Raw genomic sequence first — 15805 nt, 5'->3', positions numbered from 1 at the left:
GAAAAAATTAAAAATAATGGAAGCATATATAGTAGCAGGATTTCGTACAGCAGTAGGCAAAGCGCCCCGGGGAGTATTTCGCTTTATGCGGGCCGATGATTTAGCCACGGATGTTATTAAACATCTTGTATCCACTGTGCCGAATTTAAATAAAGAAGATATAGATGATGTCATTGTTGGGAATGCCATGCCGGAAGCGGAGCAGGGACTCAATATGGCCCGTTTCATTTCACTGATGGGATTGGACACGGATAAGGTCCCGGGAGTAACCGTTAATCGGTACTGCGCTTCAGGTTTGGAGACTATTGCAACAGCCGTAGCAAAGATTAAGACTGGGATGGCAGATGTTATCATTGCCGGTGGTGTTGAGGTGATGTCCGGAATGCCTTTTGGAGGTTGGAAGATTGTGCCTAATCCTGTTGTAGCAAAAGAGCACCCCGATTGGTATTGGGGTATGGGATTGACTGCCGAAGCTGTAGCCAAAGATTACAACGTTTCACGCGAAGATCAGGATGCTTTTGCACTTAAATCAAATCAAAAGGCAGTTGCAGCTATTCAAAATGGTCATTTGAAAGATGGCATTGTGCCTATCACGGTAAAGGAAAATTACTTGAAAGACGGCAAGATTGCAACACGTGAATATGTTGTTGATACGGATGAAGGTCCTCGAGCCGATACTTCCTTGGAGGCTTTAGGGAAATTAAAACCAGTTTTTGCAGCGAATGGTTCCGTGACAGCGGGGAATTCCTCACAAACTTCTGATGGGGCTGCATTTGTCTTGGTGATGTCTGAAGCAAAAGTGAAAGAGCTTGGTGTAAAACCTATAGCAAAGCTCGTTAGTTTTGCTGTAGCAGGTGTTCCACCTCGCATTATGGGTATCGGACCTATCTATGCCATACCCAAGGCTTTGGCGAAAGCTGGGCTTAAAAAAGAAGATATTGATCTATTTGAACTGAATGAAGCTTTTGCGTCTCAATCGTTAGCCGTTATTCGCGAACTCGGATTAGATGAAGAGAAAGTGAATGTCAATGGTGGTGCTATAGCATTAGGGCATCCACTTGGTTGTACAGGCGCGAAATTGACAGTCCAGGTCCTAAATGAGTTAAAGCGCAGAGGCAAAAAATACGGCATGGTGACGATGTGTGTTGGAACTGGCCAAGGAGCAGCTGGTATTTTTGAGTTATTGGACTAAATAGGTCTTTAAAAACAGCGATATAATTAAAATATGGATCTCTGATCTCATAGCGAATAGAAGTATTTAACAACATTGTGGACAGCATTCGTCGCATAGTAAGATTTTGCTGCCCATACAAATCTAAAAAGACAATGAGCGAAAATAAAGCAATTAAAGGCGGAGAGTTCGTGATTAGGGAGACGCCCTATACAGCCGTTTTTATTCCGGAAGAATTTGATGAAGAAGCCAAAATGATTCGTCAAACTTGCTTGGATTTCTTAGATACGGAGGTATTGAACAAACTTGATCGTATAGATGCACAAGAGGAGGGGCTTATGCCTAGTTTGATGGATAAGGCCGGTGAACTCGGGATGCTGGGAGTTTCTATTCCCGAAGAATATGGTGGTTTCGGCAAAAATTTTAACACGTCTATGCTTGTTGCAGATGCGGTAGGTGGTGGGTTTTCTTTTGCTGTCGCATTGTCTGCTCATACGGGAATCGGAACACTGCCTATTTTGTATTATGGTAATGATGCCCAAAAGGCGAAATATATTCCAAAGCTTGCTACCGGTGAATGGAAAGCTTCATATTGTTTGACAGAGCCCAATGCCGGATCGGATGCAAATTCGGGTCGTACCTCGGCAAAATTAAATGCTGAAGGAACACATTATTTGATCAATGGTCAAAAAATGTGGATTACAAATGGTGGTTTTGCAGATATCTTTATCGTATTTGCAAAAATCGATGATGATAAAAATCTGACGGCATTTATTGTCGAAAAGGATTTTGGTGGTATCACGATGAATCCAGAAGAACATAAATTAGGCATCAAAGGGTCGTCAACACGTCAAATCTTTTTTAATGACTGTGCTGTGCCCGTAGAAAATATGCTTTCTGATCGTGAAAACGGATTTAAGATTGCTGTAAATATCCTGAATATTGGACGTATAAAACTGGGCGCTGCCACAATTGGTTCGGCACGTATGGTGATTAATCATGCGGTGCAGTATGCCAATGAACGTGTGCAGTTTAATCTGCCGATTTCTAAATTTGGTGCCATTCGTTATAAGCTCGCTGAAATGGCAACACGTTTGTTTGCTGTGGAATCGGCATCATATCGCGCGGGTCAAAATATCGATGATGCCTATGATGCACTGATTGCTGGTGGTATGGATGAAGCGAAAGCAAAATTGAAGTCTGTAGAGCAGTTCGCAATTGAGTGTGCTATCATCAAGGTATGGTGTTCGGAGATGTTGGATTATGTGGTTGACGAAGGGGTACAGATTTATGGTGGAATGGGTTACTCAGCAGATGCGCCGATGGAACGCGCTTATCGGGATTCACGGATCAACAGGATCTTTGAAGGTACGAATGAAGTGAATCGATTGCTTGTCGTTGACATGATGTTAAAACGGGCCATGAAAGGTGAATTGGATCTGATGGGACCTGCCCAAGCTGTAGCTGGAGAGCTTCTAGCTATTCCAGATTTTGGTGAAGAGGACGATGCACCTTTCGCTGCAGAAAAGAAAATTGTGGCAAACCTTAAAAAAGCTGGGTTATTGATTGCGGGAGCAGCAGTGCAAAAATTGATGATGTCTCTTTCCAAAGAAGAGGAAATCCTCATGAATATTGCGGATATTATCGGGTATGTTTATATCACCGAGTCAGTTTTGTTGCGCGCAGAAAAATTGCTGCATACAGGATCTGATAAAGCAGACTATGCAAAAGATATGGCTAAGATCTATCTGTATGGTGCTATTGATAAAATCAGCGCTGCCGGTAAAGAAGCATTATATTCTTTTGGTGAAGGTGATGAGCTGAATATGATGTTGGTTGGTTTGCGCAGATTCACAAAAGCACGGCCATTTAATGTGAAAGATGCACGTCAGCGAATCGCAAAGAAATTGATAGATGAGAATAAATATTGTTTTTGATTGATAATAGATTATTGGTTTTGGTTAATGGCCGGAGAGAAATCTTCGGCCATTTTTGTGTTACAATCCTAGAAAGTCACTGTAATTATGCTAAATTTAACCTTTTAAACCCTAACCATTATATGACATCTTCAAGATCATTTACATTTACAGAAGACTGGGTAGTCGTCATTTTGGGGATCGCTACCATATTTCTCGCACTCTCAGGAATTGTTGCGCCAGTACCTAGTTTTTCGTGGAGTAATTCCGCCGAACTCGTCGCAACGGTTTTCGACCCGACAAATTTAATGAAGCTTTTTGAGCAGTTTATTTTTGTATTCGTTACCGCGATATTGGGCGCCTTTCTTTTGGGGAAATCTGTAAGACAATTATTCGTTGTATTTCCTGTTGTATTTATCCTTACCGTATTTGCATTGGTGCTGGCAGGGAATGCAACAGTTAAAGAATACAATCTCGAAGCTGTAATTTTTTAGTTTGATTATCGGTTTAGTCATCAGCAATTGCTTTAAACTGCCTAATTGGTTTAAAGAGGCGCTCAGTACCGAGCTGTATGTCAAGATAGGCCTAATTCTGCTCGGGACTACCGTGATCTTCGGGGATATCCTGAAAGCGGGATCCTTGGGGCTTATTCAAGCACTGGCCGTTGTGCTGTCTGTTTGGTACTTCGCGTTTTGGATCTGTAAAAAGCTAAAGATTGACAAGGAAATGTCCCTGATGCTGTCGAGTGCGGTTTCTATTTGTGGCGTCTCCGCCGCAATAGCAACATCTGGAGCCATCAAAGGCGATAGCAAAAAACTTTCCTATGTGATTTCGTTGGTCCTGATTACAGCAATTCCAATGATGATTTTCATGCCCTATATGGCGGAGTGGATGGGCTTGTCGCAAGAAGTTACCGGAGCTTGGCTTGGAGGAAGTATTGATACAACCGGAGCTGTAGTAGCTTCTGGCTCCTTGGTCGGTGAAGAAGCGTTGAAGATCAGTACCATTGTGAAATTTTCCCAAAATGTATTGTTGGGGCTGGCTGCTTTTGCCATTAGCATTTATTGGACCTACGCTAAATCTGTTGATGATGAAACCAAGCGCGATAAACCGACATTGAAAATTATATGGGAACGTTTCCCGAAGTTTGTGTTGGGATTTGTATTTGCATCGTTGCTCTTTTCATTCGTGATATCTCCTGAGAAGATTGATGCCGTCAAAGGAAGTTTGAAAAACTTACAGGGCCTCTGGTTTACCTTGGCATTTACATCCATTGGTTTGGAAACGAACTTTAAGGATCTTTTTGCTCAAGACAATAAGAAACCGCTATATGCTTTTCTGATTGCCCAGACTTTTAATGTTATTATTACCTTATTGATTGCTCTGGTGCTATTTCGCTAAGACGGTAAGTGTTTCAAGGTGAAATAGATCGTTAAAATATGACTGTAAAGATGGCCGTCTAACTAGGACGGCCTTTTTTATGCTTTTTCATCAAGGGTTTATGCGTGAATTTTTTTCTGATTCGTAGCACAGATCTTCGTTTTTTATACAATCGCTTGCTTCTTGATTTTCGCTGGGTAGTTGGTGATTAGGATGGTTGCCTTCGCGATTTTTTTCATGCTGAAAGAAATTTGAGCCGCTTTTTATTTGCTTTAAGTGTCTTAAAATTAAGGTTTAATGGCTTTTTGAAAAAAAAATATCATTAAATCTATCAAATTAGTAGTCTTTTAAAAAATATTTATATATTTGTATCGTTATCTGATTTACAGGTAAATAGGAAGGCGAGCAAAAAGGACTGACTTGATTATGAATCGAACTAGCCATGAAATTGATTTTATAACAAAGAAATGTGATGAAAGTTGTTTGAAATTGCCGCCTGATAAGTGCATATACTGATTCGTTTATGCAGCAGGAAATAAAAGAAAATAACAAGATAAAAAGAATGAAACAAAATTACTCTCCAAAAACAAGTTTATTGGTTGCTTCGGTAGAAGGAGCTGTTGTTAAAATTTCTCTCTTACACTCTCTTATATTAGAAAAGGGAAGCCGAGGCTTCCCTTTCACAAAGTTTTAACAATGAAGCAAGTATCGATTGGCGTTGGCACTTGTTTAGATTCACCATTAAACTGAATAAATTTATGAAAAAAAATGCTATTTTTCGAATTAGCGTCGTTTTTAGCTTGCTTTTAACGGGTTCTTACCACAGCTATGCGCAAGTAGAAAATCCTAAACCTATTATAAATGCCTCATTAACAGGTACCGTAATTGACGCCGTAACAAAAGAACCATTACAGGGAGTAACGGTTCAGCTGGAAGCCGTTACACACCAGGTGAAAACCGACAGTAAAGGTGTTTTCCAGTTTGTAACTGGACAAAAATTGCCATTTTCATTGGTCGTATCCATTGTTGGTTATCAAACCCGTCATATCGTGGTGGACCATTCTCCGGCAGTGATTGAACTTACCCCACGATTGGAAGCATTGGATCAAGTAGTGGTCACCGCACGCCGTCGTAAGGAGCAGTTACAGGATGTTCCGATTCCCGTATCGATTATTCGTGGCGCTGCATTGGAGGATGCAGGGGCATTTAATGTCAATCGACTAAAAGAGCTTGTACCTACAGTTCAGTTATATGCATCGAATGCACGTAATACGACGCTTAATATCCGGGGGCTGGGCTCTACTTATGGGCTCACCAATGATGGGATCGATCCGGGTGTAGGATTTTATCTTGATGGTGTATATATCGCCCGCCCTGCCGCGACTTGGCTGGACTTTATTGATATCGACCAGATAGAGGTGCTGCGTGGACCTCAAGGTACACTCTTTGGAAAGAATACAACAGCAGGTGCATTTAATATAACCTCACGTTTACCACAATTCACACCAGAGGCCAATGTAGAAGTCAGCTACGGAAACCAAGGTTTTATTCAGGCGAAGACATCAATCTCAGGGCCATTGGCCAAAAACCTGGCTGCGAGAGCCTCTTTTTCTGGCACACAACGGGATGGAAATTTGTTTAATGTACATACCAATAGGAAGATCAATGATATTAACAACCTGGGCTTTAGAGGGCAATTGCTGTTTACCCCAACCGAGAATATCAAACTGGTGCTTTCGGGTGATGTGTCATCACAAAAACCCGATGGTTACGGCTGGGCGGTTGCCGGAGTTGTAAAAACACAGCGTGCGGACTACAGACAATTTGATGCAATTATTAAAGATCTGGGCTACGAGTTGCCTTATAAAAGTGCCTTCGAGCGTAAGATAGATTTGGATACGCAATCCAAAGCTGATAATAAATTGGGTGGGGTCGCATTGAATGCCGATATCAAGATTGGAGAAGGGACACTGACCTCAACTTCTGCGTGGCGGACATGGACATGGGCTCCGCTCAATGACCGCGATTATTTAGGACTTCCGGTATACACCGTTTCAGCAGGTAATTCCGTCCATAACCAGTGGTCACAGGAGTTCAGATACTCTGGTAAAATCAGTGAAAAGGTCAGCGGGGTTGTTGGTTTATTTGGTCTTTGGCAGGATCTGGGCACAGACCCTGTACATACCGAAGAAACAGGATCTGCCTTTTGGCGTTTTCAAAAAAGCTCTACCAGTGCTTTGTGGCAGACACCGGGATTATTTGATAATTTTGGAATCAAGACCGTTTACGGGATTAAAAGCACAAGCTTGGCAGCCTATACACAGATTGATTGGGCTGTAACGCCAAAATTACATATCCTCCCAGGGCTGCGCTACAACTACGATAAAAAGGTTGCAAACTACGATAGACAGACCTATGGCGGCTTGCAGACATCAGACCCCGCATTGCTTGCCTTAAAGAATGGTGTGTATACAAACCAGACTTTTGATGTCAATGCTGATGCCGATAATTTTTCAGGCCAGCTCTCGGCAAGATATCGCTTCAATCCGAAGATAAATGCTTATGCAACTTATTCCATTAGCTATAAGCCAGTCGGTATCAATGTCGGTGGATTGCCGACAGCAAATGGAGCAGTGCTGCTGAATCTCGCCGAAGTAAAACCGGAGGCTGTCCGTCATAAGGAAATTGGTGTGAAGACGAATCCAACACGCAATACACTCCTCAATCTGACCGTCTACCAAACGGATATCAAAGACTATCAGACGCAAGTGCAGACACCAGAGCCTGGGGTAAACCGTGGTTATCTGGCCAATGCCGAAAAGGTACGTGTAAAGGGTGTTGAATTGGATGGAAATATCAACATCGGACATTTTCTCCGATTGAATGGAGCATTGGCCTATACTGATGCCAAATATGTTAAATTTACCAACGCACCTGTTCCCTTAGAAGAGGTTGGCGGAGCGCAAGCTTTTAAAGATATCTCTGGTGGCGTCCTTCCTGGTGTTTCCAAATGGTCCTGGTCCTTGGGTGGCGAAGCGAATAAAAGTGGGAAGCTGATCGGAATTAATGGATCTTACTTTTTGGGCGCAGACCTATTTCACCGGTCTAAATTCTCATCCAGTTCCTCACCATCACAGTACCTAAACATTGATGCCTATTCGGTATTGAACGCTCGGCTAGGATTCAGGGGATCGAATGGTATTTCGGTGTTTGTGTGGAGTAGAAATCTAACCAATAAAGATTACTACGAACAATTGCTGGCAGCACCTGGAAGCTATGGACAGTATGCAGGAGTAGTTGCCGATCCGCGGACTTACGGTGTTACACTGCGATACAATTGGAAACAAGGAAATTAAATCCGTAATTCATATTATATTTTTATCGACCGTCTCCATTTCGTTATGGGGACGGTTTTTGTTTTGCGCTAATTTTCAATAGCTCCTTTTTTATATATGGAAATTTGTATCTTAAATCATCATTAAGGTGAATGATTTGCGCATGAACGAAAAAGAGCTTTTACAACACTATAAAACAAGCGGTGACTTGTCTACGCTGGGGAAACTATATTCGCCCTATATGTCCTTGCTTTATGGTGTGTGCTTTAAATATTTACAAGACCCCGACCGTAGTCAGGATGCTGTGATGCAGATATTTGAAGAACTTATCACGAAGCTTCGGCAATATGAAGTCGATAATTTTAAGAGCTGGTTACACGTTTACAGCAAAAATTATTGCCTGATGCAGTTACGTAAAGATAAGCGGACAACACAGGTTGATATTGAAGACAATTTGTTCGAAAGTGAACAAAAGTTAAATGATACCAGTGAAGTCAAATGGGAAGAAAAAGACTTTGAGAAACTGGAGGGATGTATGCAGACTTTAAACCACGAACAACAAGAATGTGTACGTTTATTCTATCTTGAGCAAAAATGTTATAAAGATATTGCAGATTTGACCGGATATGACTTGAATAAGGTCAAGAGTGCTATTCAAAATGGAAAGCGCAATCTAAAAATCTGTATGGAAAGGAAAGAAAATGGAAAATAATTATCAATTATCACGGATTCATAATTACATCCATGGTTTGATGACTAAGGAGGACATGTTTCAACTGGAACGGGAAGCATTGGAAGATCCCTTTTTACAAGATGCTATCGATGGTTATCGATTACAAAATGGTGTGGATGCCCGACAATTGAGTCTATTGCAGCAACGTCTCAATCGTCGTGTAGAAGATACCGTTGCGACAAGACATGCCCAATATTTCACTTGGCAGCGTCTGGCGATAGGTGCTACCGCAGGGGTACTTTTTGTGACTTTATTGGCCTTGCTCTATTTTAAACATTTTAGCGGTAAAGCGGAGCGTACAACGGATGTAGAGTTGAGCGAGCCTGAAAATAAGGTGTCTGTTGAACCATTGTTGGATGGAGGTGATGCAACGCCGCGTGAAGGATGGAAAATTTTTGAACAGTACCTCAATCAGAAGTCCGTTACATCTGTAAGAGGAGGCGAAATTATTGTCAATTTTACAATCGACAAAAATGGAGTGCCTACTCATATCAGTGCTGAAGGACAACCCGATCAGGCTCTCGTTGATGAAGCGGTTCGACTTCTGCAATTTGGGCCAAAATGGCAGGGAACAAAAGGGCGTCTGAAAATTGTGTTCCCCGTCAAAGAGGAACGGAACTCGGCACAAGTAATTGTAATTAAACCGCCGCATTGTTTTGGAATCGAAAAAAAATAATAGTGATAAAAAGCAGCGAGCCATTTCTTTCATAGGAAATGGCTCGCTGCTTTTTTTTATAGTCTGAATTACTTAAAATGCATATCTCAGGCCTAATTGTACTTGATAAGGATTACCATTTAAATTGGATACTCCCACACCAGAACTCATATTATAAATATATTGTTGACTGGTTGCATCAAAGCTTTTGATGGCATATAGATTTTGCTTACCCAGATTGTGTCCTACACCCCAAGTTTTTTTCAATAGGTTGGCTACATTGAAAATGTCTATCGAAGCTTCAATGCCATGTTTCTTGTAAACTTTTAGATTTTTAGCCAAATGTAAGTCAAATACGCCGTAAAAACCGTTGATGCCGCCGTTTCTTTCGGCGATGCGGTCGAGGTTACCATTGATGTATTTTTTAATGCTCTGTTCTGCCTTTGGATCATCCAAATGGCTTGAATGCCCGATTTGATGTAATCGGGTGTGTTTTATTGCTGGGGTTGTAAACGAAGGCAAGATCGTTGGAATTTACAAAATCACCATTAACATTCCCGTTAACCGCTAGGGAATAGCGCGTTCCTGCAATTCCGCTAAAACGTAAACCCATAGATACACCCCATAGCGATGGCATAGTACCATAAAAAACAACTTTATGGCGGAATTGATTGTCCGAATACGTCATCGTACTCAAGTCGCGTGGATCATCTTTCACCATCAGCGAAAGGGTAGCGGAATTTGCGACGTTGCCGTTGTAGGAGGTATTGTCTTTTGTGTCGTTCCAGGTGTAAGATACGGTTATCTGCCCGTCTTTATAATAACGATAAGTTCCGTCCAGCACAACCGTATAAGAATTGTTTTTTCCTTCATGTTCATTTCCAGTACGCGGCCTATTTGTTTTGTTTTACGGCTATTGGTCCAGTTGGCGGCACCATTTGTCGTATTGATGCTTGATGCCGGAACATACACCCCACGGTTACCTTCGGCGGTCAGCCTAAAGTAAGGATCCTCCACCATATTGCGATCTACATACATATAATTGTTGCGCCCCCAGGTTCCGTAAGCGCTTAAACCGATGCGTAGCGAAGGTGTGAAAAGTGATTGATGGAAATATTCGCTTTATATACAGTTGGCACTTTTACATCCTTGCTATTGGTATTGATGGTAACAAGTTTTTCGATCTTCGGGTTGTCCAGCAGTTCGCGCCCTGGAGCTGTATCGGGGTCTTGGCGATATCCTGCAAAATTTGGTTTGGGAATTAAAGTAGGGTCAGTAATATCTACACCGGCAATGCGTGAGCCATCAAACAACAATATTGTTTAACATAGAATAGGGGTTGAGGGCCGAACCGAATATACCAGCGCCAAAACGGATTATATTTTTCTTTTCTTCATTGATATCCAGTTGAACTGCACGCGGGTTGTATCTGAAAAGTGTTGATACCATTATCGGTTGAAAGGCCCAGTTCGTCATAGACTGTTTGGTTGAATGTAGCCTTCTTTAGGTATTTCGTATTGTCCAGACGTAGGCCGCCGACAACATCAAGACCCCTAGCGATTTTAGCTTCCATCTGTCCATAGAGACCTACAGCTAGATTGTTGACCAAGGTGTTTTCTTTGTCAGTCATATATACATCACGGGCATAGCGATAAGGAGTCAGGTTATCGAAATTTTGTAGACCAGTAAAATAGAAACGACCATTCATTTCGCTGCCGTAGCGGAAATCCATGTTCGTATACATGACATCTGCACCGAAGGTATATTTGATTTTATCTGTGTTATAATAGAGGTTGTTGACCAGTTGTAACATATTTCCGTTGAACCATTCTGGTGCATAACGCTGACCACCAAGCTGTATTGAATTGGTATATTTATTTGTGCCGTCCACCGATTGAACAGATTCAACGATCGCACGTGGAATACTGTGTGACTGATCAAATCCAGCTACATTGTGCTGTGCTTCAGAACGCTCATAAAAATGTTGCACCTTCAAATCGTTGGTCAATTTGGAACTGATCGACGTGCGCAAGGAGGCCATGAGGCTGTTGTTAATATACCTTCTGTTAGTGTAGGATTCAAAAGCATTGATGCCTGTATTGTCTCCCTCTTGTTGATTGTCCATGTCGTAGACAAAGTTGTTCCGAATAGTCAATAAGTTTTTATCGTTCAATTGCCAATCAATGCGGGCGAAGGCCGCGTCGGTCTTTTTCTTCTTGTCAAAGGAACCAAACAGGCGATCGGCACTTGCGCCATATTTACCTACAGCAATGCGGGTAAACTCATCTAATGTAGCCTGCGTTACTTTGTACCGTGCAATGTCCTCCGTTGTTTGAATGTCTGCGATCTGAAGAGGACGGGTGTCCATCTGACGGTCCCAAGTTACAAAGAAGTGAGCTTTGTCTTTTATGATTGGACCTCCAAGTGAGAATCCATATTGATAGGTGGAGAATTTTTGTTTTCGGGCTGTTCCATTGAGGTTGTACTTACTCGAAAGCCAACCTGCCCGGGCAAAAGTAAATGCACTTCCAGTTAACGTATTTGTACCGGATTTGGTTACGGTGGTAATGCTGCCCCCTCCGCTGCGACCGAATGTGACATCGTAGTCATTGGTCACTACTTTGAACTCTCGAATGGCTTCCATAGAGATTGAATAAGCTCCGCCGCTATTTCCACCGGCCACTGTACTGCGTGAATTCATTCCGTCTACCGTAAAATTGGTCGATGAAGCGCGCTGTCCAGCAAGATTTGTACCACTGCTGACAGGCGATAAATCAATCAGAGAGGAAAAATTACGTCCATTTACAGGCATTTTTTTGAGGTCATTGGCCGTAATGGCGGTAGATGCACCCAATGTCTTGATCTTGTTTTTTAGGTCAGCCGCAGTGCCCTGAACGATAACTTCATCCAATTTATTTTCAGCTGACGATAAGGTGAAATCCACATTGAGTTCGTCACCATAGCTCAATTTATAGTCGGTCTTTTTTTGTTCTGCATAGCCAACGTGGTTGATTGTGATGCTGTATGGCGAACCCAAAGGTAATTGCTGAAAGGTATAGACACCATTTTGGTTGGTCAGTGTCGTTTGTTTAAATCCTGTTGATTCATTCCTTACCGATACAGATGTTCCTTTTACAGGCCCATTGTTGTCTATGATCCGACCTGTAATCGTCGCTTCGGTACCCTGAGCCCAACTGTTGGTTGGAATTTGGAAAAATGTAATAATGGTTAATACCATTAACCAAACGATGTTTCTTTGCATAATAATTTCACTTTTTAGTTGATTAGCGTCTGTCACAAGTATGTTGCGAAATTATCTCTGCAAGATTGTTAAATGGTTAAGATCTCATTATGAAATATTTAATAAAAATGGGTTTTGATGGTCCGTCATGCATAATTAATTAACCTATAAACAGCGAGCGGCTCAGATACCTCTAAGCCGCTCGCTGTTTATTATAAAGTTGAGAAGATTTATTCTTCCCAACGAATTTTATCTGCAATTGGTGTGCGGATAGGTTCGCGTGCCTCAGATTGATGGTGTCCTAAGTAGAATAGACCAATACATTTTTGATTTTCTTCGAGATTTAAGAAACCACCCAAATGATTGATTAAACCGGGAGTCGCCCAGTATCCACCAATGCTTAGCGAGTGTGCAGCTAACCACATGTTTTCAACTGCTGCAGCTGTACAGGCCAATTCTTCCCATTCGGGAACTTCACCTGTATAATTGACAACAATAGCGATCGCAACGTTTGACTGTGTTGCTTTTTTGCCCATTGTTATTTCTGTTGCTTCAGTGTACTTCTCTGCTGGTGTTACCGATTTGTAAATCCGTGATAACTCCGTGCCCAAACGTTCCAATCCCTCTTTGCGGAAGATGACAAAACGCCAAGGTTGTGTCCTTTTATGTGTTGGAGCAGCATTGGCCGCTTCCAAGATACTCAAGATATCTTCTTTACTGACTTCTTCTTCAGTGAAGGAAGCTTGAAATACTGATCTTCTGTAGTGTATTGCCTTTAATACGTCGTTTTTCATTATAATTTATTTTTCCTTTATGCTTTTTCTTCCCATAAAGATACAACATGCAAAATTGTTTTGACGGCTTTTTCCATATCTTGTACAGCTACCCACTCTTGTTTTCCATGGAAAGCATGCCCTCCGGCAAAAATATTTGGACAAGGCAGCCCCATAAACGAAAGACGGGAGCCATCTGTTCCACCACGGATACTTCTTCTTTCGGCTACCATTCCTGCTCGGTTGATGGCTTCCATCCCGATTTCCATAATTTCAGGATGCTGATCCAGCACTTCTTTCATATTACGGTATTGTTCTTTTACAACAAAAGTATAAGTACAGTTTGGATATTGCTCCACGATTGATTTTGCTATACCTTCCAGTTCATCTTCATGTTTCTTGAGATTGGCCGTAACGTGATCACGTACGATAAATTGAATTTCTGCTTTTTCCACAGATCCACTGATATGAACAGGATGTACGAAACCGTCTTTTTTGTTGGTGCTTTCAGGTGAAAGCCTATCTTTCGGTAGCGCCTCAATTATTGCACTGGCGATTTTGATGGCGCTTTGCATCTTCCCTTTAGCAAAACCTGGATGCACCGATACGCCATGAATAGTTAATGTAGCTCCATCTGCGGAAAATGTTTCATCTTCGATGGTTCCGGCTCTTTCACCATCCATGGTATAAGCGAAATCTGCTGCTAAACGTTTTAAATCTGCTTTATCAACACCTCTACCAATCTCCTCATCTGGCGTAAAAAGAATTTTGATGTCACCATGTTTGATTTCAGGATGTTTCATTAATAAACGGGCAGCATCCATGATTTCGGCCACACCTGCTTTGTCATCTGCACCGAGTAAAGTAGTGCCACTCGCTGTAATGATATCATGGCCAATTTGATTGGCTAGATCGGGATGTTCGGCATATTTGATGATAATACTATTGTCATCAGGAAGCACAAGATCTTGGCCCTGATAGTTAGCATGAACCAGTGGTTTTACATCTTTTCCAGAAGAGTCCGGAGATGTATCCATATGAGAACAGAAACAGATAACGGGAACTTGCTTTGTGGTATTGGATGGAATAGTTGCGTAAATATATCCATTTTCATCCATTGCCGCGTCTGAAATACCCAATGCCAGCAACTCCGTTACAAGTAACTTTCCTAGGTTCTTTTGCTTTTCTGTAGAAGGACATGTTGGTGAATTTGCATCAGATTGTGTGTCAATCTGTACATAGCGTTGAAATCTTTCGGATACCGAAAAATCACTTATGTTGTTGATCTCAAATGTGCTCATTTTCTAATAGCCCTAATGTGATAAGGGTGGTCAAACTTAGATAAATTGCTTTTTATTTGCAATTTAATTTGGTTGCATTTACAAACAATTTACCCTTCATACATGCGTTTGACGCTATTGTAACAAATGGGCAATAACAGAAAGGGATCGGAGCGGATAGAATCCTAATTTTCCTAAAGAGAATGTACCGCTAAAGAAAATGTATCGCTAGATAGCATTGTGCTGGAGATCTTTTGAGCTGTTTGGTTTATCCATGGATAGGAAAAAAGAAATCATGATGGTCCTGCATCAATTAAAACCTTCATGACTTCGCAGACACCAACAGCAATGAAAGCAAACTGAAGGTTCTTCCTGGCCAATAAGACCAGACAATTTCAGATAAAAAAAGGACCTATCAAATTGTTGACAGGTCCTTTTTTTACATGTAAATCGTGTTCTATTTCTTTTGATCAGCGTAACCAAATACCTTCTGCAGGATATTGGTATTTCTACTGCCATCTATGTTGTGTCTAATTTTTGACTCCTGGTCGGCAACTTTGATAAATAGACCATCTATTGCTTTCTGCGTAACATATGCCGTAAGATTTGTCTCCACTTTATTGCCTAAAGGAAGGTTGTTGTAAGCTGTTGTCAATTGGGTCCAGTACTGGTCCACATTGTTTGTACCCATGGCAGATTTGATAACAGGACTAAACTTGTTTGTTAATTCGGTCGATGTGTTTGTTTTAAAAAACGTTGTCGCGGCGTCTTCTTTGCTACCTAAAAGAATGTTGGTTGCATCTGTAATCGTCATCTTCGAAAGTGCATTGACAAATACTGGGGCAGCCTCTTTAACGGCTCCCTCCGCAGCTCTGTTCATGCTCTGTATAAACTGATCGCACAATTTCCCCATCCCAACAGCACGAAGCGTTTTTTCTACTTTCTGTGCTTCGGCAGGCATCAAAATCTTTACTGCTGCATCTCCCAAAAAACCATCCTTCTTGGCTAGAGATTCGATACTCAGATTTAAGCCGTTGCTTAAAGCCTGTTTGATTCCCAACGATGCATCCTTATTGGACAAAGATGCCAAGGTATTCGATTTTGATGCTATTGCGGTCGTATTTGTTGTTGTCGTTGTTTTGGTACTGTCGGTCTGGCCCTGATTTGCTTTTGCCAATGTCTCACTGATTTTCTTAAAAATCTGTGCTTCGCTTGCATTGGAATAAAGCAGTCCGGAGACAAATAGTGTACAATATAATAGTGGAAATTTCATTATGTTTTTGTTTTGCTGTCAAAATTAAACATATCGACTGTTAATTTA

At 41.6% G+C, this 15805-nt stretch carries 16 protein-coding genes; 8 read left to right on the top strand and 8 right to left on the bottom strand.

Features of this window, described 5'->3' with window-relative positions:
* Positions 1-16: 16 nt before the first annotated feature.
* The 8 genes from DTA23_RS13160 to DTA23_RS13135 all read left to right on the top strand — a co-directional run bounded on the left by DTA23_RS13160 (position 17) and on the right by DTA23_RS13135 (position 9211).
* Entirely contained in the window at positions 17-1192 is a 1176-nt protein-coding gene (locus DTA23_RS13160; protein ID WP_070570298.1) for an acetyl-CoA C-acyltransferase, read from the top strand.
* Positions 1193-1326: 134 nt separating this feature from the next.
* The gene (locus DTA23_RS13155; protein WP_112375018.1) at positions 1327-3108 is read left to right on the top strand and encodes an acyl-CoA dehydrogenase FadE; all 1782 of its coding nucleotides are present in this window, start codon (positions 1327-1329) and stop codon (positions 3106-3108) included.
* A gap of 122 nt (positions 3109-3230) precedes the next feature.
* Positions 3231-3581, top strand: coding sequence for a hypothetical protein (locus tag DTA23_RS29130; protein ID WP_256603688.1), 351 nt, complete (start codon positions 3231-3233; stop codon positions 3579-3581).
* Position 3582: 1 nt separating this feature from the next.
* Positions 3583-4488, top strand: coding sequence for a YeiH family protein (locus DTA23_RS13150; protein ID WP_256603686.1), 906 nt, complete (start codon positions 3583-3585; stop codon positions 4486-4488).
* Between the two features lie 502 nt (positions 4489-4990).
* On the top strand, positions 4991-5161 hold the full coding sequence (locus DTA23_RS27145; RefSeq protein ID WP_172462413.1) for a hypothetical protein: 171 nt from the start codon (positions 4991-4993) through the stop codon (positions 5159-5161).
* Between the two features lie 64 nt (positions 5162-5225).
* A complete protein-coding gene (locus tag DTA23_RS13145) occupies positions 5226-7823 on the top strand; it encodes a TonB-dependent receptor (protein ID WP_112375017.1) in 2598 nt (865 codons plus the stop codon).
* Positions 7824-7965: 142 nt separating this feature from the next.
* Positions 7966-8514, top strand: a complete 549-nt coding sequence (locus DTA23_RS13140; RefSeq protein ID WP_070570290.1) for an RNA polymerase sigma factor — start codon at positions 7966-7968, stop codon at positions 8512-8514.
* Positions 8504-9211: an energy transducer TonB gene (locus DTA23_RS13135; RefSeq protein ID WP_174890603.1), complete on the top strand. Its 708-nt coding sequence runs from the start codon at positions 8504-8506 to the stop codon at positions 9209-9211. Before DTA23_RS13140 ends, DTA23_RS13135 begins: the two co-directional genes overlap by 11 nt.
* A gap of 72 nt (positions 9212-9283) precedes the next feature.
* Here the strand turns inward: DTA23_RS13135 and DTA23_RS27755 are convergent, their stop codons facing one another.
* The 8 genes from DTA23_RS27755 to DTA23_RS13115 all read right to left on the bottom strand — a co-directional run bounded on the left by DTA23_RS27755 (position 9284) and on the right by DTA23_RS13115 (position 15757).
* Positions 9284-9646: a hypothetical protein gene (locus DTA23_RS27755; protein ID WP_218565386.1), complete on the bottom strand. Its 363-nt coding sequence runs from the start codon at positions 9644-9646 to the stop codon at positions 9284-9286.
* A complete protein-coding gene (locus DTA23_RS27750) occupies positions 9639-10034 on the bottom strand; it encodes a hypothetical protein (protein ID WP_218565384.1) in 396 nt (131 codons plus the stop codon). Before DTA23_RS27750 ends, DTA23_RS27755 begins: the two co-directional genes overlap by 8 nt.
* On the bottom strand, positions 9992-10228 hold the full coding sequence (locus DTA23_RS27745) for a hypothetical protein (RefSeq protein WP_218565383.1): 237 nt from the start codon (positions 10226-10228) through the stop codon (positions 9992-9994). Before DTA23_RS27745 ends, DTA23_RS27750 begins: the two co-directional genes overlap by 43 nt.
* Before the next feature lie 32 nt (positions 10229-10260).
* The gene (locus tag DTA23_RS27740; RefSeq protein ID WP_218565382.1) at positions 10261-10506 is read right to left on the bottom strand and encodes a hypothetical protein; all 246 of its coding nucleotides are present in this window, start codon (positions 10504-10506) and stop codon (positions 10261-10263) included.
* 77 nt (positions 10507-10583) lie between these two features.
* On the bottom strand, positions 10584-12452 hold the full coding sequence (locus tag DTA23_RS27735; protein ID WP_218565381.1) for a TonB-dependent receptor: 1869 nt from the start codon (positions 12450-12452) through the stop codon (positions 10584-10586).
* Positions 12453-12661: 209 nt separating this feature from the next.
* Positions 12662-13225, bottom strand: a complete 564-nt coding sequence (locus tag DTA23_RS13125) for a nitroreductase family protein (protein WP_239468769.1) — start codon at positions 13223-13225, stop codon at positions 12662-12664.
* Positions 13226-13242: 17 nt separating this feature from the next.
* Positions 13243-14505, bottom strand: a complete 1263-nt coding sequence (gene pepT, locus DTA23_RS13120; RefSeq protein WP_112375015.1) for a peptidase T — start codon at positions 14503-14505, stop codon at positions 13243-13245.
* Positions 14506-14941: 436 nt separating this feature from the next.
* Positions 14942-15757: a DUF4197 domain-containing protein gene (locus DTA23_RS13115; protein WP_112375014.1), complete on the bottom strand. Its 816-nt coding sequence runs from the start codon at positions 15755-15757 to the stop codon at positions 14942-14944.
* Positions 15758-15805 lie beyond the last annotated feature (48 nt).

Source organism: Sphingobacterium multivorum (genome assembly GCF_900457465.1).
Classification (GTDB): Bacteria; Bacteroidota; Bacteroidia; order Sphingobacteriales; family Sphingobacteriaceae; genus Sphingobacterium; species Sphingobacterium multivorum.
This window is presented reverse-complemented; position numbering and strand designations above follow the sequence as displayed.

Excerpts from the sequence above, each read along its gene's own strand:
- DTA23_RS13160 (WP_070570298.1), top strand. The coding sequence starts at position 17 with ATGGAAGCATATATAGTAGCAGGATTTCGTACAGCAGTAGGCAAAGCG.
- DTA23_RS13155 (WP_112375018.1), top strand. The coding sequence starts at position 1,327 with ATGAGCGAAAATAAAGCAATTAAAGGCGGAGAGTTCGTGATTAGGGAG.
- DTA23_RS29130 (WP_256603688.1), top strand. The coding sequence starts at position 3,231 with ATGACATCTTCAAGATCATTTACATTTACAGAAGACTGGGTAGTCGTC.
- DTA23_RS27145 (WP_172462413.1), top strand. The coding sequence starts at position 4,991 with ATGCAGCAGGAAATAAAAGAAAATAACAAGATAAAAAGAATGAAACAA.
- DTA23_RS13145 (WP_112375017.1), top strand. The coding sequence starts at position 5,226 with ATGAAAAAAAATGCTATTTTTCGAATTAGCGTCGTTTTTAGCTTGCTT.
- DTA23_RS13140 (WP_070570290.1), top strand. The coding sequence starts at position 7,966 with ATGAACGAAAAAGAGCTTTTACAACACTATAAAACAAGCGGTGACTTG.
- DTA23_RS13135 (WP_174890603.1), top strand. The coding sequence starts at position 8,504 with ATGGAAAATAATTATCAATTATCACGGATTCATAATTACATCCATGGT.
- DTA23_RS27745 (WP_218565383.1), bottom strand. The coding sequence starts at position 10,228 with ATGTATGTAGATCGCAATATGGTGGAGGATCCTTACTTTAGGCTGACC.
- DTA23_RS27735 (WP_218565381.1), bottom strand. The coding sequence starts at position 12,452 with ATGCAAAGAAACATCGTTTGGTTAATGGTATTAACCATTATTACATTT.
- DTA23_RS13125 (WP_239468769.1), bottom strand. The coding sequence starts at position 13,225 with ATGAAAAACGACGTATTAAAGGCAATACACTACAGAAGATCAGTATTT.
- pepT (WP_112375015.1), bottom strand. The coding sequence starts at position 14,505 with ATGAGCACATTTGAGATCAACAACATAAGTGATTTTTCGGTATCCGAA.
- DTA23_RS13115 (WP_112375014.1), bottom strand. The coding sequence starts at position 15,757 with ATGAAATTTCCACTATTATATTGTACACTATTTGTCTCCGGACTGCTT.